This window comes from Marinobacter sp., from assembly GCF_048259445.1.
GTDB lineage: Bacteria > Pseudomonadota > Gammaproteobacteria > Pseudomonadales > Oleiphilaceae > Marinobacter.
Map to the genome: position 1 here is coordinate 67,987 of NZ_JBLXHQ010000017.1, position 22,120 is coordinate 90,106.

Genomic DNA, 22,120 nt, shown 5'->3' on the forward strand with positions numbered 1-22,120 from the left:
TAGTATTGGTTTTGGGGCTATTGAGCCCCGGTCGGGAGCGGCTTCGGGCGAGAGACCTATATAGAATCTTAAAAGATTCATTAGAATTGATGGTTATCAATACCTGAAGCCGAAAGTAGAGCGGTTCGGAAGGAAGGGACTAGCCAGGCTTTACCGTCAAGCGATCGATGTCCTGTACCGGTGGGATAATTGCAGTTGTCGTCAGTTTTCTTGCGGTCTGCGGATCGGTGAGGATCTTGTTTGTTTCCTGCCACTTTTTAGGTGACAAGCCACTGCCCCGTAAAAAGAGTGGATTAACGGCCGCAGAGATTGATCAGCAAAGCAGGGCGGAGCTCAATCCCAGTAGGGCGGGTCGCCAAAATAGCCATCTATAAAATCAACGAAACTCCGAACTTTGCTCGCCAACAGCTGCCGGTGTGCATACACCGCATAGAGCCCCATGGGTTCGGGCTCAAATTCCTGCAGAATAACCTGCAATTTTCCTTCTTTGATGGCCGATCCTGCAATAAATGTGGGCTGCAGGGCGATCCCTGCGCCTGCTGCGGCCGCTTCTACAAGCACATCCCCGTTGTTACTGGTCATACCGTTGCTGTCGTTCTGGCCGTTGTTTTGCAGCCATCGGTGCAGGGGTTGGCTTGAATCCAGTTCTATGTAGCTGTAGCGCAGGTAGCGGTGGCCCTGAAGATCTTCCAGGTGTTCGGGAGTGCCATTTTCCCTCAGGTAATCCGGTGAGGCACACACCACCATACGAATCGGTGCAATCCGTTTGGCGATCAGTGAAGAGCTTTTCAGGTGCCCGATCCGAAGGACTACGTCGAACCCCTCCTCAACGACATCGACCTTTCGGTCATTCAGTTGCAAATCGATACCTACGCCCGGATGAGCCTTCTGAAACTCGCTCAGCAACGGCGCCATGTGGCGGATCGCGAAGGAAACAGGCGCACTTATCCTAAGCAGGCCGCGAGCCTCGGATTGCAGGTCGCCAATCTGGCTCTCCATGTCATCAATATCGTGCAGCACCTGCTGCGCTCGCTGGTGGTAGCTGGTGCCCGCCTCGGTCAGGTGAATCTGGCGGGTGGTGCGGTTAAGAAGGCGCACCCCCAGGTGTTGTTCAAGCTGGGAAACATACTTGCTGACCAGTTGTGGGGACATGTCAAGCCTCTCGGCGGCGCGGGTGAAGGCACCTTCACTCACCACCGTTACGAAGGCACGCATGGCGTTGATACGATCCATAGGTTCATCCTGGCTTTGTAAGTGTTTCTATTATCAACAGGTTGTTGATAGTGAGCCAATGATTGCCATCTTATTCTTTCGAATGGGCGATAGTAAAGTGGACTCATCATCTGGAGCACAGCTTCAGGAGGAAACCAACAGATCACTATTCGAGGAATTATCATGAGCTCCAAACTTGCACAAACACTGTTCAATTCCAATGGCGGTTATGCGGCGCTGATTCTGCGAGTACCGGTTGGCCTTATCCTGGCAGCACACGGCGCTCAGAAGCTTTTCGGTTGGTTTGGTGGCTATGGCCTGGAAGGTACCGGTCAGTGGATGGCTAGCTTGGGCCTGGAGCCTGGATACCTGATGGCCTTGATGGCTGGCAGTGTGGAGTTCTTTGGCGGTCTGGCACTGGTTCTGGGCTTGCTAACGCGACCCGCTGCGCTGGCTTCGGCCTTTGCCATGTTGGTCGCTATTTTTGCCGTACATAGCGATAACGGCTTGTTCATGGCAAACAACGGCTATGAGTTCGCCCTGACCTTGTTTGTGGTTTCTCTGGCTCTTGTTATACAAGGCTCAGGGCGGTTCGCAATGGATAAGGTGCTTTTGGAGCGTTTCGGTGGTGTTGGTCGATAAGGTTGTGCCTTAAGGCTCAGTATTTCAGCTAAAACTCCACATACGGTTATCGAGGTCGATTATGCAAGCCTTACAATTTTCAGCAACCGGTTCCCTGGATTCGTTGCAATTAAACGATTTGCCCAAGCCCGTACCTGGCGCCGGCGAGGTTCTGGTTGAGGTTCGGGCGGCAGGTCTGAACCCCAGCGATTTGAAGAACGTACTGGGGCGGTTTCCCTACACCACCACGCCGCGCACTCCCGGCAGGGACTTCTCCGGAGTTGTTGTGGAAGGGCCGGCATAACTTCTGGGTAAAGCGGTCTGGGGCGGCACGGGTAAAGGCTTCAGTTTTACCCGGGACGGTTGCCATGCCCAGTATGTTGTTGTGCCGGCAAACGCCGTTGCGCCCAAGCCGGAATCGCTGACCTTTGCTCAGGCGGCTACCTTCGGCGTCCCATACATCACGGCGTGGGATGCTCTGGAGCGCAGCCAGGTTCAGGCGGGCACCCGGTTTTTGATCATTGGTGCCGGCGCAGTGGCCAGAGCAGCGCAGGCGCTGGCTGAAGCAAGAGGTGCCAATGTGGTACTGGGTGTGCGCCGTGCCGGGATTGTTAAGGAGTTGGAAGCCAAGGGTATCAAAGCTTTCCTGTTATCAGAGGCTGAGCATTTGCCAGAGCAGGCGCAAGCGCATTTTCAGAGTCAGGCGCCCGAGGTGATTTTTGATACCACTGGTTTCTGGCTCCCGGCGGCGGTTAACACAGTGGGAGCGTTCGGGCGCATTGCGGTCATTGCGGCGCCGGTAGATGGGATGATTGATATGCCCATTCTCAACCTGTATCGCCGTGGTGGCTCAGTGATCGGCATTAACTCGCTGCTGCACAGCCTGGAAGACTGTGCCCGGATGTTGGAACAAATAAGCGCTGCGTTCGAGGGCGCGTTACCTGTACCGGAAGACTTTACCGAGCTGCCGCTCTCGGAAGCAGCGGCAGCCTATCACAAGGTGAACGAGGGTGGATCTGAAAAAATTGTTCTGATCCCTTGAGGCGACACGTTTAACCGTCATGAATTTTGTAAAACAGGAGATCCTGCAATGATTGAACTAAGACCCCACAGTAAACTCGGCGGCGCCCATCATGGCTGGCTGGATACTCGCCACCATTTCTCCTTCGCCGAATATTACGATCCCAATCGCATGCATTGGGGCAATCTCAGAGTGTGGAACGACGACACCATTGCGCCACGCTCTGGCTTTCCGCGCCATCCGCACCGCGACATGGAGATCATCACCTATGTTCGCAAGGGTGCTATCACGCATCAGGACAGCCTTGGCAACAAGGGGCGCACTGAAGCAGGTGATGTGCAGGTAATGAGTGCGGGAACAGGTATTGCTCACAGTGAGATGAATGAAGAGGATGAAACCACACAGATCTTCCAGATCTGGATCATGCCCAATGAAGCCGGTTTGCCACCCACCTGGGGCACCAAGCCGTTTCCGAAGGGTGATCACAGTGGGTCTTTCGTTACCCTCGCCAGCGGTATTCCCGGCGATGATGAGGCTTTGCCAATAAGGACGGATGCGCGCATGGTAGCGGCAACCCTGGAGGCGGGTCAGAGTACCGAATACCACATCGCTGCCGGGCGCAAAGTTTATCTGGTGCCGGCAACCGGCAAGATTGATGTTAACGGCGTAGTAGCCTCTGCCGGCGATGGTGTTGCAATCAGCGATGAGCAGTTGCTGAAAGTAAGCGCTCTGGACGGCAGCGAAATCGTACTGGTAGATGTCGCATAAGCAAAGTCCATAAACCAAACTGAAAAGGGATTCAAAATGACAAAAGTACTCGTTCTTTACTATTCAATGTATGGCCACATGGAAACCATGGCAAACGAAGTAGCCGAAGGTGCTCGCGGAGTTTTCGGGGTAGAGGTAACTGTAAAGCGTATACCGGAAACCATGGATGCCGAAGCTTTCAAGGGTGCGGGTGGCAAGGTTGACCAGGCAGCGCCAGTGGCCACGCCAACGGAGCTGGCAGACTATGATGCCATCATCGTCGGCACACCTACCCGCTTCGGTAATATGGCTGGGCAGGTACGCACCTTTTTTGATCAGACCGGCGGTCTTTGGGCCAAGGGTGCTCTGGCTGGCAAGGTTGCCAGTGTGTTCACCTCAACCGGTACCGGCGGTGGTCAGGAAATGACGATCACCTCCACCTGGACGACTCTTGCGCACCACGGCATGGTTATCGTGCCGATCGGCTATACCACTCCCGAGCTTTTCGATATATCGCAAGTGGGTGGCGGTACGCCCTACGGCGCGTCGACCCTTGCCGGTGGCGATGGCTCGCGCCAGCCAGACGAGCGTGAGCTGGGCATCGCCCGCCATCAGGGCGAGCATGTTGCGAAAATAGCAGCCAGGCTTAGAGGCTGAAAAAACCTGTCAGGCTAACCACCCCAGGATCTGGTCATGCACAACTTTGTTGTCGAGCAGGTCCGGGTGGTCCCCGCACACTCCACAAGGCTTTCGGAATCCGGTTGTGCCGCGTGATCGTCTGCTCACGTATCACAATGAACGACCAGTTTTGTAGATTCCGATATAAATGCCGTCGCGAAACACACTAAGATCTAACACATTTGATAAAGTTACGAGTCTTAATGCGGATTTATTGCCCAAATCACCTTCAGCGTTTACTGGCCGTACCCCGCTGCTGATGGGATTGATCGTACTGAAGAGAATTCAGTACCTGCATATATGGCCCATTGGATTGCTTGTTATGAATCGATACCTGAAAAACATTCACGCGGGCAAAGCCATCAACTTCGAGGCATTTCTCAAGAAGCTGCCCGATGATATTGCCCGACGTCATCGGGACTATTTTGCGGTTGAAAAAGTCGGCCCTCAGAAATGGCGGGTTTCGTGCCTGGAGGACGGCCTGCTTGAGCGCCTTGAGGTCGCCGCAGTTAAACCTGAAAACCGGAGCCAGGCCGCTGGCCAGGGCGATTCTCACCGTCATGCCACAGACCATGCTTTTTTGCTGGTGTATCACTCGTTTCTGGACGGCCCTCGCCCGGAAGTGATAATGCTTTCTCCGAAGGGTGCAGTGTGCAATTTCAAGCCCAAAAAGTTTGCGCTTCTGGTCGAAAATGAGCAGAACTTCTTCGATAATGTCAGGATGTTAGGCTTTTTGGGCGAATGTACAGGTGATACTTTCTCGTTGGATAATTGCGATGTGATTCTGGGTAGTGGAAATCGGGTAACCCGCCCATTGGTCCTTGATTGGCTTGGGCAGTACGATAGTCTCTTCTGTGCCTTCGATTACGATCTTGGCGGCCTGAAGATGTTCGGGAGCATTCATCGCTATCTTGGTGGCAAAGCGCAGTTTGCGCAGCCAATACACTGGCATTCCTGGTACGGTTCGTTTCGAAAAACGCCTGGTACTACCGAACGCTTTGTTCAGGCCATAGCGGCGGCGGAATGCTTCGGGTTTGAGGGGTTGGCGGAGGCGTTTCGCAAGACGGGGCACTTTATGGAGCAGGAGACGATTCTGGATGAGCACTGAGGTATCAACCGCAACAGGCCGATCCCCGGGATTTCCGTTTGGCATTCGCCGGCTGGTTCTGGTGGATTCGGCGGGCTTTTGTTACGTAGAAATTCCGGTTGATAGCCATGCCTTGATCCTCGGGCCGGGCAATCTTGGTAAATCCAGCCTTCTGAACTCTCTTCGACTGTTTTTGTTGCCAGAGAACAATTTCAAAAACAGCCGCAAAAAGTTTGCGTTTCGCAATGCCAGCGCCGGCAGCTTTTATACCAACGATGAAAGTTATCAGCATTACTTTCCAAGCCATCACAGCTTCCTGATTATGGAAGTAGAAAACCTGGCGGGCGTTCATTGTCAGATTCTGTATCGCGAACACAGCAGCCAGCTCAGCTACGGGAGGGCGTTTGTTCCGGTTTCTTATGATCAGCTTCGGCCCCTGTTCTGGGATGTGGAGGATGCGGAGGGTATTGGCCGGGCACAGCCCGAGCTTTCTTTTAGCCGGGTCTCTGAGGCAATTAAAAAACTGTCAAAGGACACACTTTTTACCAGTGATCCCGCGCGTCTAAAATCCCTTCTTTACAGCAGCGAGCTGATGTCCGCTGATAGGGTCCGATTCTCGGTGTTGCCTCTTGGCGAGTCTGATGAGCGCCGCGTGCAGTCGTTGCGCACATTGATTCTTCTGTTGTTTGAAATGAAGGCAGATGATCAGGCGATGGCCAATGCAGTCGCCAGTATTATCGAGGCCGACAAGAAGTTTGCGGACGACGCGTTTGATTTCAATATCGATCAGTTTCTGGATCGCCACGATGATCTGAAGGGGCAGCAGGCTCAGCTGAATCAGATCGAAAAAGAGCGGGGCCGGTTCGATCGTCTTAACGCCGATTATCAGAAGTATCGTCAGCTTCTTGGCAGCCAGCAGGAATTTGCGGCTTTTCGGGATGGGCTGGTCGAGGCATTGACAGACATTGGCCAGCGACGCTCCAGGTCCATTGCCGAACTGAATGAACATAAGGACACGCTGAAATTCGTCAAGGAAGAGGTCAGCAAGCTTGAGCGGGATAAGCATGGTTTGCAGGTGCAGATCAAAACCGCAGAGAACAAGCTCAAACTGGCGGAGCAGAACCGTAATGACGGTGAGCTTTTGGTCTCCCGTTATGGGGATATGCCTCGTGATGAGATCGAAGCGCTTTTGAGCGAGGAGTTGAAGGAAAAGCAGTCGCATCTGAATGCACTGAGAAGCAATGCCCAGGCTGAAATTCGGGCGCAGGAGCTGCTAAAACAGATTGAGTCGGGTGAACATAAGCTGAAAGCCCTGCGTGAAAGGGAAAGCAAGCAGCAATGGCAACTGAAGAGCCAGCTTGAAGCTGAAGTTATTGCTCCGCTTCAGGCGGTAGATCAGCGGCTGGTAATGGCGAGCCCGGGGCGGCCTCTGGATGAGCATGCCAAAGCTGTTATCGCGGCCTTTTCGGGCCTTTTTGAAAGCGGGGAGGGTCGTTTCGACTGGTTTGATGTGGAGTTTCCTGCCCAGGCGCTCAAACCTGAAAACTTCGCCGCTATGCGTTCCCATATTGAAAGCGATTTACGGGCTCTGCACCGGGAACGGGATGAACTCACGGGGAATGCGGGTCAAAAGCAGGACCGCCCGCAACAGATAACCCGCACCGAGAAGGAAGTCCGGTCCATCGAAAAGGATCTGGAAACTCTTGAACGTTATCCGGCGGCTTCCACGATTATCAAGGACGAAACATGCGCTATCGCCGAGAATCGGGAAAAGCTCACCAGCGCAGACGAGAAAATCCAGAGAGAACACGAAAAGCTGGGGGCACTTGAGAGCAAGGTGGGCAAAGCCCAAGAGGTGGCCAATCGCTGCAGAGAGCGGGAAGAGGAGCTGGTGCACGTCAGAAAATCGGTGAGCACGGTGGAGCAGAGGATCCAGTATTTGCAATCTGCCCGGGCGCAGGATGCCATGCCTGTAGAGGAAGTCTGCGCAGCAAGATTTGATGATATCCAGCGCCAGCTGGATGATCTGGACAAACTTCGGATAAGCATCCTCACGCATTTGCGGTATTTCATCTATGAGGGTGTGCTGGACGATAGCGAAGGCGAACTGCAAAAAGACAGCCCGTCTTCAACAGTGATCCGCGATACCTTCAAAGCGTTGTCTGATCTCTTCGACGCTCTTGGTGAACGCTGGCAGGTTCTTGAAGAAGAAATTGCCATTCATAACGAAACGGTCGCGAGTTATCGGCGCGCCCTGAAAACCAATCACGATCATATTGCCCGCTTCGAGGCCCAGCTGAACCGGGAGCTTGCCGGTGTTCAGATCAATGATCTGGTGGAAATCCGGGTTGATATACATACCGATCCCAAGTTCCGGAATCTGGTGGAGGAATCCGCCGCCATTGATCCCTATAACCGCAAGCTTCAGTCTGACGCGTTCTATGAGCGTCTTAAGGTATTTGTGGCGGAGTTCTTCGGAGACGAAGGTGGTAGCAATCGGTTAACCATGGACAAGGTGATCACCGGCATTTCCTACAGCACGCGAAAGCAGCACACCAGCCACCTTGATAAAAAGGGGCAGTCTACGTCCACCACGGCGTTGATCAATCTTGAGCTGGTTTATCGCCTGCTCAAACGGGTTCTCTATCCGGATGTCCGGTTGTCGTTCCCTATGGTGCTGGATGAGTTGGCCAGCATTGACATCAGCCAGATGCCGTCCCTGCTGGCGCGGCTGCGCGAGCAGGGCTTCAATCTGTTCTCGGCAGCGACGCATAGTGCCAGTTCGGAAGTGATCTATCTGGTGGGAAAACATCTGGAAGTCGGGCAGATGCACACGTCCCGGCCGTATAGCCCGCAAAGAACACTGGTTTTCTGGGGCGGTGCGGAAGGTTTTACGGATCAGGCGGGGCTGGGCGACTGGGTGGATCATAACCAGAATACTCTACTGGATGCGTCGAATGAGTAAGCGCTTCAGTACCCTTGATACTACCCGGCTGCTGTTTGAGCACCCCCGGATTCTTTTTCGGCTGATCGAGCGGATGGATCGCAACGGCGTGCGTTTTGTGCGCGAAAACGAGTTGGTTATGGACGTACTGGAGTATTCCAACTCGCTGAACAAGGCGGATCGCGAACGCCTTCTGCTGGCCCTTGCTCCGGAGAATCTGTTCCGGGCCGGTCTGGTAATAGATATTGTAAAATCCGCAGGTGAGCGCCGGCTGGTGTTCCAGAGCGCGCTGCTGGATTTGATGCGAGCCTGTAACGCCTCACTTTACCAGGAGTTGACAGACGCGCGGCTACGGGGACACCTGGTTACCTTGCGCGATGTGCGCACTTCCCTGGAAGTGAGCAGTTTCAACACGGCGGATCCCGACTTCACAGAGCTTACCGACGCATTGAATGACCGGGTAAGTGAGCTGATCGGCTTGCTTCGCCAGAATGTGCTGCGGATGCAAACCATCAGCAGTCAGCTGTCCGATATGTCAGGTGAAGCCAGCCGTGCCCCCGAACGGTTTGCTGAGTTTCGGCAGAATCTGTTTGAAAACATCGTTACCCTCTATGACAGGCACATAAAACCAACCCTGGTTTTTCTGAATCCCGATACCCGGCTGCCCGACGGCTCGAACCTGTTTGAAACCCTTGACGAGCTCGTAAAACTGCTTGAATACAATGAGTATCATGAGCTGGCAGATCAGATCTCCCGGTCGGCTCTTAGCCTTAATGCTCTGCACAAACCCATTCAAGTTGTGGGTCAGGAAGTGGAGCATTTTCTACGCAAAACTCGCAGGGGGATGGTCCAGTACAATGCGATGGAGAACTACTTCGCCGCATTGAAAGAGCTGAAGTCGGAAACCGAAACCCTGAACCTGCGCAAGAAGTGGCTCAAAGGCAGCGAGTTTGCCCGTACAACCGGCTTTTTGATGGGGTTGAGGGGGCAGGGTCGCCCGAAGCATTATGCCTTCGGTGCGTCTTCCAGCTATTACCAGTTGCTGTTTTCCGAGTTGGAGTTAAGGCTGATGGACATTCAGCGGAAGTCGGATGTTCCCGCCCTGCAGGATCTGGAAAGCAGCCGGGGGCAGGGAATTGATATTCATCGGATCAATACCCTGTATCAATGGCTGGAGACACTGGAGCTTCGGCCAACCGGAGATCTTGTTCGTGAACTGCATGGCCGGCTCGACGGATTCATAGAGGGATACCGTTTTCCGGATCTCCTGGGAGCGCTGAACCGACTGGTCAACGCTACCCCGCAGGGCTTCCGGGTAGTCACCACAAATCGCCTGAACGTGCTTGAAGCGGCTGGCGGATTTGAAGACCCCGATGAGATATTCGTATATCGCAAACGTCGGCTGGAAATGCTGAATGAGATGGAAGGTGCAGACAATGGCTGATTTAGCAGGCAGTGCAGAAAACAAAGGCGCGCTCGCGGTGCCGAAGGTAGCGGAGAGTTTTGACCAGGTGCTGCCGGTGCAGAGTGCTGCGATTTTCAGGGAGTTTCAGAACGGCAGGATCATCGTGCGAGAGATATACGACAACAACCGGTCTGAATTGGTCGCTAACCCGCTTTACAATCTGATCTTCAGCCATTTTTCGCATTTTCGAACCCTGTATGAGCATCTCGGTAGCGAGTTGGTCTTCAATGACAGCGGAGCTTTTTTCTACCTCAAGGAAAATTCCGACGATGAGAGTGAAGAACACGATGAAAATGCGTTTCGAGTGCAGGTCGTGCTCTTGCTGATTGGCCGCTATTTTGCGCGCAGTGGTCGGGATCTGGAATACCTCGGCCGGCCTGATGCCGGCCTGAAAGAAGAAGACATAGCCTCAATGGATCGCGATGACGAGTACCGCGATATGCTCCGCGCCGCCCGCTTCGAAAAAGGTCTGCCCGAAGCGTTGGAGTATCTGGACAAGCGGAATCTGGCATTCCGTTGCGGCGCGCAGCGTTATTTTCTTAGCACGGCGGGAATGCACTTCCTGAATGAGCTGGTCCGGGAGTATGAAGTTGAGGGTGGGGCCTGATCAGTATTTCTGACGGGCTCAGAGACCTCTTTTCTTGAACGTCCCATGCTTGTTCCTGTTGAACGCCTTTGTTGACTTAATGCAACCCCTAAATGTCATCTAGTGATTTTTGCCCCTCCCGTATTTCTCTCGCATAGCCCAACCCGCACTGGTCGTTCAGGAAAAGCCAAAAATAATCAATGGTTTGCGCAAACCTTGCTGTCACATTACGATTTTATGACGGAATATTGACGATATATTAACTATATAGATGACAGGCTTCACACCGATAATCGTCCGCGTTTTGTACAATTAATCAAATACGACGATATATTGGTGTAAAAGCGATATGAAACGCGTCATTAAAGTGTCAAAGGCATGGATTGCCGCGTTTTTTCTTGGAGTTCTGCTTACAGGGTGTGGCGGTGGTTCTGATTCTGCCGGCACGAGCAATAGTCAGACGTCTGGCGTTAACGGTTCAGATGGCAGTGGCACCCAACCTGTACTTCCCCCCGAAAGCGAGAAATCTGCAGTCCTCAGTTGGAACGCGCCCGACAGTCGGGTAAATGGCGAGGGAATCAAAATGGCCGAGCTGGATAAGTACATTATCCGTTACGGTCAGGATGCCGATAACCTGGATCGTGAAGTCGTTATTTCTGATGCTCAGGTAGATGCCCATATGACACACCAGGTGAGCGGCCTGGACGTTGGAATCTGGTACTTCACAATTCTGGTTCAGGACAATAATGGCTTGATGAGTGCTCCGTCTGCAGTCGTTGATAAGGAAATAAAATCCTGACGGGCGCTTTAGCAGATCTGTCGTAATGTCGTAAGCCCCGGCTGTCGGGGCCTACGGCATCGGATCTGCAATTGGAAGTTTAAGTGTAAAAGATGAACCTTCCCCTGGGCTGGAGACCACATAGATTTCACCACGATGTTTCTCTATTACTGTTTTTACAAACGAAAGCCCGAGCCCTGTGCCGTGAATGCCGGCCAGCTCACTGCTTTTCTGGCGGCGGTAGCGGTCAAACAGGTGGGGCAGTTCGTCCGGATCGATACCTGAACCTTCGTCTGCAATCGTCAGGCAGGCCTGATGCCCGGCACGAAAAACCTGAAGACTCACGGCTGAGCCAGACGGGCTGTACTGAACGGCGTTGGTCAGAAGATTGATAACGGCGCGCTCAAGTAGTTCTGCATTCCCCCTTAACCAAAGGTCTTCGGTGCCTTGTAGCTGCAATGAGATGCCTTTCTCCAGTGCCTGCTCGCTTACGCTGTCCCGCGCATTCTCAACAATTGCGAGAAATTCGCACTCATAAAAACGGGTCTCGGTCAGCTGTTCCGCACGCGCCAGCTGAACGAACTCTTCGGCTAGGTGGTAGCTTCGTTTTGCAAGTCGCCCCAGCTGCTCAAGTTGGCTTTGGTCAATGTGAGTAGGGTCGCGTTTCAGCTGTTCGATGAGGGCGAGTTGTGACACAAGGGGTGACCGGACATCGTGGGAGATAAAGTCAATGGCCTCCCTGTGCTGGCGCTGCTGCTCACGGAGCTCGGAGATGTCGGAAATATTGGCAATAATCCCGTGTTGATTGCTGTCGGGAAGAGCGAAGGGCGCGAAATGAATAAGGAAGTCCTTGTCCCGTATATTCAGATCCACCGTCCTGCTTTGCAGCAGTGTGAGGGTTTCCGAAACCGTTTCATGCCAGGGCGGCGTTTCGCGTGGGTCATGACCTTCCAGAAGCCGTGTTAAAGGTAGCCCGCCAAGGCTGGGCATGGGCTCCCCGAACCACTCTTCGATATGGCCGTTAGCAAAACGGATGATACCCAGTTCATCGGTTACGATAATGCCATCAGGCATGCGTTCGAAACTGCGGCGGATAAACTCCTGCATGTGATTCAGGCGGTCAGTGGCCACCTTTACACGCTCGATACGTGCTGAAATGTTTTCACTCGGTTGGAATGTTTCTGTTGTCATGCCAGAGCCGGAAAGTCTCAGCCGCCGAAGGTAGCGCTGTATTGCGTCCTTGCTCAGATCGTTAGGCAACATAAGGCCCAGCGTGTAGTGGCTGTTGCCGCGCTTCAGTTGAATCCAGCTCTGGTTTCCGTCGTTTTGCCAGCGCCCTTGTTCCAGATCAGCCGGAACATCGGCAAGCCCGAGGTTCTGGCTGGAGAGGGTGTTGTTATCTTCCGTCAGTAGCCACCCTTGAGGCTGGAACAGAGCCTGAAAATGTTCGAGAAGCTGGGTCAGGGGGCGTTTAGAGAGCTCTGGCAAGGTCACTCTTGGCGCGCGGGCCAGTTCATCCAGCTGTCGATTGAGGAAGCGGTTGGTCATGGCGAGGCGCAGGCCGCTGGCCGTCGGGAACGCAAGCAGGGGAATGATCAGTGCATGGGCAACCGGAAGCCATACCTTGAATACGGTTAGCATAACGACGTACACGCCAAAAATAGCGCCGGCTGCCGCAATGCAGGCAAAGAGCGTTCGGGCTGGGCGCATGCGCGGTAAAAGGATAGCCAGCATCACGAGTGTCATCATGGCTAGAGCTATGCCAGCCCATCCAGGCGCTGGCTTGATAAGCAGTCCCTGTTGGTATGCTGAAAATGCATTGGCATGAAATTCAACACCGGACATCGGCCTGCTTAGGCCGGAGAACGATGTTGGCAGAACGTCTCCCAGTCCGGCTGCTGTGGCGCCGACAAAAACGGTCTTGCCACTAAACACATCTGAAACCGGAGGAATGCTGAGGACATCGCTGTAGGAATATGTGGGTAGTGTGCCAGCACCACCTGCGAGGGGGATAACCCGATAGTCGTCTCGCACGTTTACAAACGGAGGTAAACCATCTGATTCAGGTTGCCGGAAACTGACATCAGAGGCTGCCAGCGCGAGAGCCGGCAAAAGCTGGTGCGCCATGCCGTTGAACAGGTATAGCCCCCTGGCGATTCCGTCGTGCCCCAGTTCTACGTGCGCGTGCCCCAGGCCGGCAGCGGCTGTGATCAGCTCGCGCGCCGGAAATTGTTCACTCAACAACAGGCGCGAGTTCGGGGGTGATATGTGTACCGGCAAAATGACCTTGCCATGGGCTTGCATGGCGCGTTTAAGCACATCGTCATCCGGAGACGGTTCCGTGAACAGTACGTCGAATACAATGGTCTCGGCACCGGCCTGATGCAATTTTCTGATAAGAGCGGCATGAGTTCGTCGGGGCCAGGGCCAGCGGCCTTGTTGGGCGAGGCTAAGATCGTCAATTGCGACGATCGCTACGTTGGGGGATACGACGGCCGGGCTCGCGACCATTGCGGAATCAAGCAGCCAGTAGTCAGCGCGTTGAGGCAGTGCTGTCGTCTCTGCCAGCAGAAACATCAACAGGAGTGCCAGACCGAGCGTCCATGGAGTCGTTTTAATTGGAAACCAGTCCCGGGTCATGAGTCCTGCTGTGCTTGTTGATCGTTCACGGTGTTATTCCAGGTACAGCTCCCTCCCTGGTCCCCAGCGGCTTTGTAACGGGCCGTCTGAAAGAGCTTTGAGGCGCACAAAATACCGCCTTCCGGGAATAAGACGCAAGGCCGCTGTGGTATCCGGTAGCGTAGCTTCTTTTACAATGTTGTTGAAGCCGGGTTCTTCTGCCAGCTGCATCCGGTAATTGGCCGCTGTATCAACCTTCTCCCAGAACACGCGAACCTGGCTGTCGATATAATTGATACTGATAATGCGAACGGGTGGTAGCGTCCCGTTTACGATCAGTTTACGCGGTTCTGTTGTTGCCACTGAATTGCCGCCGGCTTCTGTAACCACGCGCCAGTAATACTGGCCGGGGCTTAGAGGGCGGGAAGGCAGTGCCGTTATTCCCGGTGCCCATTCGCTGGTCGCTACCAGGTTCCGGAAGGCTTCATCTTCGGCAATTTCTACCCGGGCAACTTCGTTTTCACCATTGAGGGTCCAGCGAAATTCGGGCATGTCGTCATTCACGCTGTCTCCGCTTTCCGGCGTCAGCAGGGTAGCTGTTCGGGCCTGCAAATCAACCTCTATCGGCAGTATGCCAGGCATTCCTGTCATGCCTTTCTGGTCAAAAGCTGCCAGGTGAACCTCATATTGGCCATTGTCCAGGCGGCTGATATCGAATCGATTGCCACTGACTTCCCGGCTTTCAACCCAACGCCCGCTGTCTGTTTCAAAGATATCCAGACGATAGTTCGTCGCCGGGCTTCGCTTCCAGGTCATCTCTGCCGGGAGCTGCGTAAGTATCGGGGGAAGCGGATTGATTTCTGGCGCCGGTGGCATTCTGCGGATGTTCAACTCGCTGCTGCTGTTACTGGAAACCGTTGCGCTGTAGCCAGCGGGAATTCGCTGAGTCTGGTTTCGAGCTCCGAAATCAACCACACCATCGGTTACCTGCAAGCTGGTGCCCTCTGGCCCGGTTTGCAGCGAAAATGCAGTACCGCGCACGGCAGCAACAGCAGACGGGGTCTCAATTTCAAAGCGCGCCCCCCCTTCAATGACCGGATTGACCCGGGTATGGACTTCTCCCCGGTTCAGCCTGAGGCGCGTGTCTATCATGCCGGACTTGCCGTATTGCGTCAGGCGATTGAAGATCAGCCGGGAATCGGGCGAGAGCCGCACCTCCGAGCCGTCAGCCAGGGTGATGGTTGCAGCTCCAGCACCGGAAAGCACCTCATCGCCAACCCGAATCAGGGTGTCTTTGGTAAGCGGTTTTTTCCGTCCATCAATACCCGAGATAAGCTGAACGTTGCCAGATACTGAGGTCGCGCGTGCAGGGTCGGGTTGTCTTTTCAGCCACGACAGGGGAATACGAATACGATCGCCTTCTCCAAGCGTCGCAGGGTTTTCAATGGCGTTGTATTGAAGCAGTCGGCCAATACCGAAGTTTTTTATCAGAAGATCGCCGGCCACTTCCGCAAAACTCTCACCGGGTTTAAGAGTGTATACCCACTCGGGTGTCGCGCTGGTGCTGCCGCTTGTTACCGGTATTGCCGAGCCGCGAGTTATGGAGAGCTCCGCACACACAGGCATGCCCAATGCCAGCAAAGCCAGCAACAGGAATGCTTTGGTGGTATGGGCCATACGGTATTCAGCCATTCGGTATTTGCACTTCCTCGGTTTCTGCCATTTCCCCAGCCGGAGCTTCGGCTTTCATGGCTTCAAGGCGATAGCCCCGCTGGTAAATCGTTTTGATGCGGAAGCCGTTTTCCGGGTTTAGGCCCAATCGACGCCGCAGGCGACTCATGTGGGTGTCGACAGTCCGGGTATTGATATCTCGGGCCAGCCCCCAAACCCGCTCCAGGAGAACTTCACGGGTGAGCAGGCGGCCCTGGTTCTGAAACAGGAACAGAGTCAGGTCAAAGTCTTTGTCGGTCAGGGTGAGGGCTTCGCCATGGAGAGAAATAGTTCGGTGTTGCGTGTTGACCTCGAAGGGCCCGTATTTAAGGACTTCTTTTTCGTTGTCGGGGTTGGCACGACGCGCCAGGGCGTTGATGCGGGCCACAAGTTCGGCAGCGCGAGCGGGTTTCGCGAGGAAGTCGTCCGCCCCCGCATCCAGCGCCTCGACAATATCGGATTCGCTGTCGCGCTGGGTCAGAAACACCACGGGAACTGGCCAGTTAATCTGTGCTCTGACGCTCTTGAGCACATCAATGCCGGTCATGTCAGGAATCTGCCAGTCCAGAATCATCAAATCATAACTGCGGTGCAGTGCCGCGCTGAGAAAACTTTGCCCGGTCGGGAAGCTGTCGCAGTGATGGCCGCGCTCTGAAAGAATGGACTGGATGTGCTGCGCCTGTTCCTGTTGGTCTTCAAGCAGAGCAATGCGCATTACGCCTCTCCTGGAGTTGATGATGTCTCGTTATGGTTCTGTTCAGCTTTGCGTGGAACAGAATGTCCTGTCCCATCAGGCAATTGTTGCAAAATGCTTTCCGGCATTCAGTTTCGTTATGTAGCCTTGCGTAAACGGGTTACGGGCTTTCCGTTGTCATCGTCCAGTGTTTGTCGGCAAGCAGGGAAATTACTGCAGCCCCAGAACCAGCCTTTTTTACCTTTTCGCCGGACCAGGGGAGAAAAGCAGTGTGGGCAGGGTATGGGCTTTTGCCCGGAACCATCCTCCGGCGCCGTATCTTCGACGGGACGGGTGCCGCGACAATCCGGGTAACGGGTGCAGGCAAAAAACCGGCCGAACTTGCCATCTCTCTCTGTCATAGGAGCGCGGCATTTGGGGCAGTTTGGGGCTCTGGTTTGCGGGGCTGCGCCCGGCGCATCAGCGCTTGGGCTGATGAAACCACGGATTTCTGCCTTCAGTGTCTGCAGGAATTTTCTGGGATCGCCTTCACCTCTGCGGATACTTTCCAGCGTCGCTTCCCAGATCGCCGTTCGGTCCGGCTTGCTCACAGATTCCGGTAGCGCGCCGATAAGCGCTTTACCTTTGCTGGTAGAACGGATGTGGCGGCTGTCCCGGTACAGATAGTCCCGTTTGAACAGAGTGTCGATGATGTTCGCACGGGTTGCTTCTGTACCAAGACCGTCGGTTTCGCGCAGGGTTTTTCGCAGCTCCGGGTCGGTTACAAATCTGGCAATATTAGTCATTGCCGATAGCAGGGTAGCGTCGGTGAAGTACTGGGGTGGTTGGGTTTTTCGTTCGTTTACAGTGCTGTCTTCGCAAAATACCGGCTCCCCCTTATCCAGGCGAGGCAACGGAGGCTTTTCTGTTTCTTTCTGGTTGTCCCGGAGTTTCAGTTCCAGTGCCTTCCAGCCCGGCTCAAGCACAGCGGTTTCTGTGGCCCGGAAGCGGTGCTCCGCCACACGTAAGGTAAGACGGCCTTCGCGATGTATGGCGTCCGCCGAAAACTGCATCAGGTAATAGCGGCTGACAAGGCCATAGATTTTCTGTTCGGCATCACTGAGTTTACCGTTGGGTGCGGTTCGGCTGGTCGGAATAATGGCGTGGTGAGCATCTACCTTCTTGTCGTTCCAGGCAGCCGTTCTGCGGCTGAAGTCAGCCTTTTCACAAGCATCCCCGAGATCTGGCAAGACCCTGCCAATCGCGCCCGTGACCTGTTCACGCTGGGCATAATGCCCCTCTGGCAGGTACCGGCAATCTGAGCGGGGGTAGGTGATCAGCTGGTGGCGCTCGTAAAGGTTCTGAGCTGTATCCAGTACGTCTTTTGCCCCCATGCGGAAAAGGCGGCCTGCCTCTATCTGCAAGGCTGAAAGCGATAGGGGTAAAGGTGGAGCTTCTGGCCGGTCGCGAAAGCGGGACTCCAGAATTGAGCCGGGCCGGCTATGAATGCTGGTGGCAATCTGCTCGGCGGTTGCACGATCCAGCAGGCGGTTCTCCTCATCCAGGTGATCCTGGAACTGGTCGTCGGGGAGCCATCGGGCTGTGAAAGGCTGTTGATCCGCCTCTTCTTCCTGTGCCCTGAAGCGCGCTTCGATGCGAAAGTAAGGCCTGGGCTCGAAGCCTTCGATGGTGTTGTCCCGCTCAACCACCAGCCCAAGCACCGGTGTTTGAACACGACCGACAGAATAGACACCCTTTTGTCCTTGCTGTTGGTAGTTCAGCGTGTAAAAACGAGTCAGGTTGATGCCGTAAAGCCAGTCGGCTCTTTGCCGGGCGAGCGCAGAGTGAGAAAGCCTGAGGAATTCCTGGTTGCTTCTCGGGTGCCGGATGGCCTTGGCCACCGCTGCCGGGGTCAGGTCGTTGATGAGTATCCGCTGAACACGCGCCCCGGTTCCGAAATACCGAATGACTTCATCTACCAACAGCTGACCCTCTCTGTCCGGGTCGCCGGCGTGGACTATGGTGTCAGCCTGTCTTATCAGGGATTCCAGTGCCTTGAGCTGCTGGCGAACGCTGTCTTTCGGGGTAACCTGCCATTTATCCGGAAACATGGGGAGATCATGCTGACGCCAGGTTTTCCAGGCCGGGTTGTAACTGGCGGGTTCGGCCGGTTCCAACAGGTGGCCGATGCACCAGCTCACAGTCGCCGCTTCAGCGCCCGTGCCGCAGCGGATCCAGCCCTGACCTTTTTGATAGGGGCCGGGGAGGGCGGCAGCAATGGCTCTGCCGAGGCTTGGTTTTTCGGCGATGTACAAAAGCATGATTCGGGTATGGTGTGTCTGGGTTGGGTGGGAGAGGAATGTGGCGGTTTGGCACAAGGGTGTCAAGGTTCGGGCAGTTCGCATCTTCTGTAGTAGACTGTTTGCCATTGTTAAAGTGGATATGGGAGCTGATAAGCGATGAAGATCCAGAACACAATCGAAATCAAGCTGCAGGATGCGTTTGATGCCAACATTCTGCAGGTTGAAAACGAAAGCCATAAACACAGCGTGCCGCCAAATTCGGAAACGCACTTCAAGGTGACGATGGTGTCGCCAGCGTTTGCCGGCCAGATGAAGGTGAGGCGGCACCAGGCAATCTATAAGGTGCTTTCTGAAGAATTGGAAATGGCCGGCGGCGTGCATGCGCTGGCGCTGCATCTATACTCTCCGGAGGAGTGGGAGGCAACCGGGCAGGAAGTGCCGGCGTCACCAAATTGTATGGGCGGTTCCAAGGCCGATCGACAGCCAGCGGCTTCAGGCGCTCAAAATCCAGGTGTTGAAAATCAGGACGGAGGGCATTTATGAGCCAGTTTTTTCAGGTTCATCCTGAGAACCCGCAAAAGCGGTTGATCAAGCAGGCGGTGGAGATTCTTCGCAGTGGTGGTGTTGTTGTATACCCCACGGACTCAGGCTATGCCCTTGGCTGTCATTTGGGTGACAAGCCGGCAGCGGACAAGATCAAGCGGATTCGCAGGTTGGACGACAAGCATAACTTTACGCTGGTGTGTCGGGACCTGTCAGACATCGGGGTTTATGCCAAGGTGGACAACACCCAGTATAGGTTGCTGAAAACATTCACGCCCGGGCCTTATACGTTCATTCTGGATGCGACCAGCGAAGTCCCTCGGCGGTTGTTACACCCGAAGCGGCGCACTATTGGCGTTCGGGTTCCCGACAACGCGATAGTACAGGCCCTTCTGGGCGAGCTTGGCGAGCCGATCATGAGCAGTACACTGATATTGCCAGGCGAGTCTGATCCCATGACGGACCCCTACGATATCCGGGATACGCTGGAGCATGAGCTGGACCTGATTATTGATGGTGGCTTTTGCGGCATGGAACCGACTACCGTGGTCAACTTCACTGGCGACGTGCCGGCTGTTACGAGAGTCGGGAAAGGCGATCCTGCTCCATTCGAAACATAATGTTCAGGCGCGGGTGTTCAGGTTGAAGGCGTAGGCACCTCGATTTGCTGCAACTTCAATCTGATCGGTCGGTGCCGAGCGTCGCAGGGTGTCGTAGCGGTGTACGAGATCCTGCAAGCCGTTGAACTGCTGGTTCTCGCTGATCAGTGTGTCCAGCAGTGAATTGTTCACGCCATAGGCCTGGTTGAGCTTCAGTGCGTTATCCATAAAATGCAGTGTCGGCTCGTTTACGCTCAGCCGGCTGAAGGCATCTGAAAAGTTCTTGTTGACGTTCAGATCATTCTCGATGCGCGTTCGGGTTTCTTCAGCCAGAGTGCCGCCCACCTCGATTTTGCCGCTATCATTTTTATTGACACTGATTGCCGTTGCCGGATTCAGGCTGTATTCGGCAAGTTTGTGCCGCAATGTCTCTCTTATGAAGGCAAGGTCCTGCCCTACGGTTTGTTTGTAGTCCGCGAGCGGTAGTTTCTGTGATTTTAGCCTGCTTGTGTCACTCAGGGAGTCTCCGGACGGCGTGAAGCGATCATCGCCAGGCCCCGAAGGAGAGACGGCCTCCAGGCTGCCCGCCGCTTTTGCTCGTTGTTCTTCTGCGCCTGCTGACGGTCGGTTCTCCAGAGTTTGTTGGAAGCGAGTGCTTGCCTGTATCAGGGATGACAGCAGTGACATGGTGTGTTTTCCTCCATTGGCTCGCAGCAGAAGCGCCAAAAAATGCTCGTTTAACTGTTAGCTAGCACGTTTCGGGCCACTCGAAGTAAATGCGTCATTCTGATCTGTGTCAGTAAAAAATTGACGCATATCTATAAAGTTAACCGCCACTTTGCCGTCAATACAGGGAGTCTCTGCGGAAACCCGGTTTATTATGAAAAAACACTATTCCATACGCTTTCTCTTGCTCGCTGCTCTGGCCGCCGCGTTTTCACTCATTCTGGTTTTTACCGTGCTGTACAGCGCCGATGCTCAACGCGATCATATGGAGGAGTTCAGCCACAAATATGTGGAGGGCCTTGCAAAATCCTATTTTGATGGCCTGAACACCATGATGGTGACCGGCACAATCAGTAACCGTGAGGTGCTTCGTGCGAAGGTTATGGCTCCGGAAGATGTGCTGGACGTAAGGGTGATCCGCAGTGATCAGCTGAATCAGATGTTTGGTGGCGGAACGAAAGCGGAACAGATGCGTGACGCCGCTGATAAAAGGGCCCTTGCAGGCGAACGGATTGAACACTATTCAAGCAACGATGACGGTCGCGTTTATACACTGATTGAGCCGGTTATTGCCCGGGAAGACTACCAGGGCGTGAATTGCCTCGGGTGCCACCAAGCCCGGGAAGGTGATGTGTTGGGCGCCATCCGTGTGGATTACTCCCTTGCTGAGAGTGATGACAGCCTGCAGCAGCAGTTACTTGCCAGCGGCGGCATTCAGGCAGTTATCTTCATTGCTGTGTTCTTCCTGACCGCGCTGGCTTTGAATCGACTGGTTTTCTCCAGATTGCGCCGGCTTCAGGCCAGTATGGATGAGATTTCCGGAAACTCTGACCTCACGGTTGAACTGGATGTCTCCCGCAACGACGAAATCGGTTCGGTATCCCTGGCGTTCAATCGCATGATGGCAAAAATCCGGGAAAGTATGCATACGGTGATGGATAACGCTGCGCAGGTGGAACAGGCAGCTCGCCGTATCTCCGCGAAAGCCGAAACCACCGGTGATGAGGTAATGGCCCAGAAGAACAATACGGATCAGGTTGCCAGCGCAACCACGGAAATGGCTGCATCGGCGGTTCAGGTGCGCGAAAATGCCAATAACACTACTCGCAAATCAGCAGAAACAGCGGAATCAGCAAGCAGCGGCGAGCGCCTGGCACGGGCAGCGGTAGAGGGTATTGAAGCGCTCAATACTGAAGTGCAGGGCGGCGCAAGACGAATCGAGGATCTGAACCAGCGCACAGGCCAGATGGCGAGCATGCTGGAAGAGATATCCAATATTGCCGAGCAAACGAATCTGCTGGCGCTTAACGCAGCTATTGAGGCTGCCAGAGCAGGGGAGCAGGGGCGTGGCTTTTCTGTCGTTGCAGATGAAGTCCGTGCACTGGCATCACGTACGCAGGTGTCCACGGAAGAAATCCGCAAGACGATTAACGGGCTTAAAAGCGAGGTGGTTGATTGCGTGGCGACTATGCGCGGCGCTTCGGACATGGCAGGGTACCAGGTAGAAGCTATTCTGAAGGTAGAAGCTGAATTGCAGAGCATTGCGTCCGCCGTCCGTGAAATTACATCACTCAATCAGGAAATGGAAAGTGCGGCAAATGAGCAGAGCGATGTGTCAGAGGCGATTAATCAGAACGTGATTGAAATAAGCCGATCTGCAGAGCAGACGTCAGCGGATGCTCAGGAAACGGCAGATATTGCGGGTGAGTTGCTTGTGATGGCAGAGGCGCTCAGAGAAACCATTGATCAGTTCCGCTTGAACAAAAAGCAGAGGTAACGGGGCGGCCTTTGCACTCCGCCCACGCAAC

The 22,120-nt window shown here is 54.4% G+C and carries 17 protein-coding genes and 1 pseudogene; 12 read left to right on the forward strand and 6 right to left on the reverse strand.

What is annotated here, in order from left to right; all coding sequences use genetic code 11:
• Positions 1 to 333: 333 nt before the first annotated feature.
• On the reverse strand, positions 334 to 1,233 hold the full coding sequence (locus ACN0RL_RS13130) for a LysR substrate-binding domain-containing protein (protein ID WP_417517483.1): 900 nt from the start codon (positions 1,231 to 1,233) through the stop codon (positions 334 to 336).
• 162 nt (positions 1,234 to 1,395) lie between these two features.
• On the opposite strand from ACN0RL_RS13130, the gene ACN0RL_RS13135 reads away from it, so the two are divergent.
• The 9 genes and pseudogenes from ACN0RL_RS13135 to ACN0RL_RS13175 all read left to right on the forward strand — a co-directional run bounded on the left by ACN0RL_RS13135 (position 1,396) and on the right by ACN0RL_RS13175 (position 11,160).
• The gene (locus ACN0RL_RS13135) at positions 1,396 to 1,854 is read left to right on the forward strand and encodes a DoxX family protein (protein WP_417517485.1); all 459 of its coding nucleotides are present in this window, start codon (positions 1,396 to 1,398) and stop codon (positions 1,852 to 1,854) included.
• A 61-nt stretch (positions 1,855 to 1,915) separates the two neighbouring features.
• A pseudogene (locus ACN0RL_RS13140) lies at positions 1,916 to 2,875 on the forward strand (quinone oxidoreductase family protein).
• 48 nt (positions 2,876 to 2,923) lie between these two features.
• Positions 2,924 to 3,622 (forward strand): pirin family protein, encoded by a 699-nt coding sequence (locus ACN0RL_RS13145; RefSeq protein WP_417517487.1) that lies wholly within the window; start codon positions 2,924 to 2,926, stop codon positions 3,620 to 3,622.
• A gap of 36 nt (positions 3,623 to 3,658) precedes the next feature.
• Entirely contained in the window at positions 3,659 to 4,258 is a 600-nt protein-coding gene (wrbA, locus tag ACN0RL_RS13150) for an NAD(P)H:quinone oxidoreductase (RefSeq protein WP_417517489.1), read from the forward strand.
• 343 nt (positions 4,259 to 4,601) lie between these two features.
• The gene (locus tag ACN0RL_RS13155) at positions 4,602 to 5,387 is read left to right on the forward strand and encodes a hypothetical protein (RefSeq protein ID WP_417517491.1); all 786 of its coding nucleotides are present in this window, start codon (positions 4,602 to 4,604) and stop codon (positions 5,385 to 5,387) included.
• Complete coding sequence (locus ACN0RL_RS13160) at positions 5,377 to 8,331, forward strand: hypothetical protein (protein ID WP_417517493.1); 2,955 nt, start codon at positions 5,377 to 5,379, stop codon at positions 8,329 to 8,331. The genes ACN0RL_RS13155 and ACN0RL_RS13160 overlap by 11 nt, the downstream gene beginning before the upstream one ends.
• On the forward strand, positions 8,324 to 9,754 hold the full coding sequence (locus ACN0RL_RS13165) for a hypothetical protein (RefSeq protein ID WP_417517495.1): 1,431 nt from the start codon (positions 8,324 to 8,326) through the stop codon (positions 9,752 to 9,754). Before ACN0RL_RS13160 ends, ACN0RL_RS13165 begins: the two co-directional genes overlap by 8 nt.
• Positions 9,747 to 10,382 carry a condensin complex protein MksE gene (locus ACN0RL_RS13170; RefSeq protein WP_417517497.1) on the forward strand — a complete coding sequence of 212 codons (636 nt, stop codon included), beginning with the start codon at positions 9,747 to 9,749 and terminating at the stop codon, positions 10,380 to 10,382. Before ACN0RL_RS13165 ends, ACN0RL_RS13170 begins: the two co-directional genes overlap by 8 nt.
• Before the next feature lie 328 nt (positions 10,383 to 10,710).
• Positions 10,711 to 11,160: a fibronectin type III domain-containing protein gene (locus tag ACN0RL_RS13175; protein WP_417517499.1), complete on the forward strand. Its 450-nt coding sequence runs from the start codon at positions 10,711 to 10,713 to the stop codon at positions 11,158 to 11,160.
• Positions 11,161 to 11,211: 51 nt separating this feature from the next.
• On the opposite strand, the gene ACN0RL_RS13180 is transcribed toward ACN0RL_RS13175, so the two are convergent.
• The 4 genes from ACN0RL_RS13180 to ACN0RL_RS13195 form a co-directional block, all read right to left on the reverse strand.
• A complete protein-coding gene (locus ACN0RL_RS13180) occupies positions 11,212 to 13,779 on the reverse strand; it encodes a CHASE2 domain-containing protein (RefSeq protein ID WP_417517501.1) in 2,568 nt (855 codons plus the stop codon).
• Positions 13,780 to 13,812: 33 nt separating this feature from the next.
• Positions 13,813 to 15,450, reverse strand: a complete 1,638-nt coding sequence (locus ACN0RL_RS13185; protein WP_417517503.1) for a FecR domain-containing protein — start codon at positions 15,448 to 15,450, stop codon at positions 13,813 to 13,815.
• Positions 15,443 to 16,183 carry a response regulator transcription factor gene (locus tag ACN0RL_RS13190; RefSeq protein WP_417517505.1) on the reverse strand — a complete coding sequence of 247 codons (741 nt, stop codon included), beginning with the start codon at positions 16,181 to 16,183 and terminating at the stop codon, positions 15,443 to 15,445. The genes ACN0RL_RS13185 and ACN0RL_RS13190 overlap by 8 nt, the downstream gene beginning before the upstream one ends.
• A 116-nt stretch (positions 16,184 to 16,299) precedes the next feature.
• Positions 16,300 to 18,462 (reverse strand): DNA topoisomerase 3, encoded by a 2,163-nt coding sequence (locus tag ACN0RL_RS13195; protein ID WP_417517507.1) that lies wholly within the window; start codon positions 18,460 to 18,462, stop codon positions 16,300 to 16,302.
• Positions 18,463 to 18,600: 138 nt separating this feature from the next.
• Here ACN0RL_RS13195 and ACN0RL_RS13200 point away from each other — a divergent pair, with 138 nt between their 5' ends.
• Positions 18,601 to 18,987 carry a BolA family protein gene (locus tag ACN0RL_RS13200; protein WP_417517509.1) on the forward strand — a complete coding sequence of 129 codons (387 nt, stop codon included), beginning with the start codon at positions 18,601 to 18,603 and terminating at the stop codon, positions 18,985 to 18,987.
• Positions 18,984 to 19,607, forward strand: coding sequence for an L-threonylcarbamoyladenylate synthase (locus tag ACN0RL_RS13205; protein ID WP_417517511.1), 624 nt, complete (start codon positions 18,984 to 18,986; stop codon positions 19,605 to 19,607). The genes ACN0RL_RS13200 and ACN0RL_RS13205 overlap by 4 nt, the downstream gene beginning before the upstream one ends.
• Before the next feature lie 3 nt (positions 19,608 to 19,610).
• On the opposite strand, the gene ACN0RL_RS13210 is transcribed toward ACN0RL_RS13205, so the two are convergent.
• A complete protein-coding gene (locus tag ACN0RL_RS13210; RefSeq protein WP_417517513.1) occupies positions 19,611 to 20,273 on the reverse strand; it encodes a hypothetical protein in 663 nt (220 codons plus the stop codon).
• A 193-nt stretch (positions 20,274 to 20,466) separates the two neighbouring features.
• Between ACN0RL_RS13210 and ACN0RL_RS13215 the strand changes: the two genes are divergently transcribed.
• Positions 20,467 to 22,089 carry a methyl-accepting chemotaxis protein gene (locus tag ACN0RL_RS13215; protein WP_417517515.1) on the forward strand — a complete coding sequence of 541 codons (1,623 nt, stop codon included), beginning with the start codon at positions 20,467 to 20,469 and terminating at the stop codon, positions 22,087 to 22,089.
• Positions 22,090 to 22,120: the final 31 nt, after the last annotated feature.

What these genes read in the sequence shown, in the direction of transcription:
- ACN0RL_RS13130 (WP_417517483.1), bottom strand. Translation starts at nt 1,233, where the DNA reads ATGGATCGTATCAACGCCATGCGTGCCTTCGTAACGGTGGTGAGTGAA.
- ACN0RL_RS13135 (WP_417517485.1), top strand. Translation starts at nt 1,396, where the DNA reads ATGAGCTCCAAACTTGCACAAACACTGTTCAATTCCAATGGCGGTTAT.
- ACN0RL_RS13145 (WP_417517487.1), top strand. Translation starts at nt 2,924, where the DNA reads ATGATTGAACTAAGACCCCACAGTAAACTCGGCGGCGCCCATCATGGC.
- wrbA (WP_417517489.1), top strand. Translation starts at nt 3,659, where the DNA reads ATGACAAAAGTACTCGTTCTTTACTATTCAATGTATGGCCACATGGAA.
- ACN0RL_RS13155 (WP_417517491.1), top strand. Translation starts at nt 4,602, where the DNA reads ATGAATCGATACCTGAAAAACATTCACGCGGGCAAAGCCATCAACTTC.
- ACN0RL_RS13160 (WP_417517493.1), top strand. Translation starts at nt 5,377, where the DNA reads ATGAGCACTGAGGTATCAACCGCAACAGGCCGATCCCCGGGATTTCCG.
- ACN0RL_RS13165 (WP_417517495.1), top strand. Translation starts at nt 8,324, where the DNA reads ATGAGTAAGCGCTTCAGTACCCTTGATACTACCCGGCTGCTGTTTGAG.
- ACN0RL_RS13170 (WP_417517497.1), top strand. Translation starts at nt 9,747, where the DNA reads ATGGCTGATTTAGCAGGCAGTGCAGAAAACAAAGGCGCGCTCGCGGTG.
- ACN0RL_RS13175 (WP_417517499.1), top strand. Translation starts at nt 10,711, where the DNA reads ATGAAACGCGTCATTAAAGTGTCAAAGGCATGGATTGCCGCGTTTTTT.
- ACN0RL_RS13180 (WP_417517501.1), bottom strand. Translation starts at nt 13,779, where the DNA reads ATGACCCGGGACTGGTTTCCAATTAAAACGACTCCATGGACGCTCGGT.
- ACN0RL_RS13185 (WP_417517503.1), bottom strand. Translation starts at nt 15,450, where the DNA reads ATGGCTGAATACCGTATGGCCCATACCACCAAAGCATTCCTGTTGCTG.
- ACN0RL_RS13190 (WP_417517505.1), bottom strand. Translation starts at nt 16,183, where the DNA reads ATGCGCATTGCTCTGCTTGAAGACCAACAGGAACAGGCGCAGCACATC.
- ACN0RL_RS13195 (WP_417517507.1), bottom strand. Translation starts at nt 18,462, where the DNA reads ATGCTTTTGTACATCGCCGAAAAACCAAGCCTCGGCAGAGCCATTGCT.
- ACN0RL_RS13200 (WP_417517509.1), top strand. Translation starts at nt 18,601, where the DNA reads ATGAAGATCCAGAACACAATCGAAATCAAGCTGCAGGATGCGTTTGAT.
- ACN0RL_RS13205 (WP_417517511.1), top strand. Translation starts at nt 18,984, where the DNA reads ATGAGCCAGTTTTTTCAGGTTCATCCTGAGAACCCGCAAAAGCGGTTG.
- ACN0RL_RS13210 (WP_417517513.1), bottom strand. Translation starts at nt 20,273, where the DNA reads ATGTCACTGCTGTCATCCCTGATACAGGCAAGCACTCGCTTCCAACAA.
- ACN0RL_RS13215 (WP_417517515.1), top strand. Translation starts at nt 20,467, where the DNA reads ATGAAAAAACACTATTCCATACGCTTTCTCTTGCTCGCTGCTCTGGCC.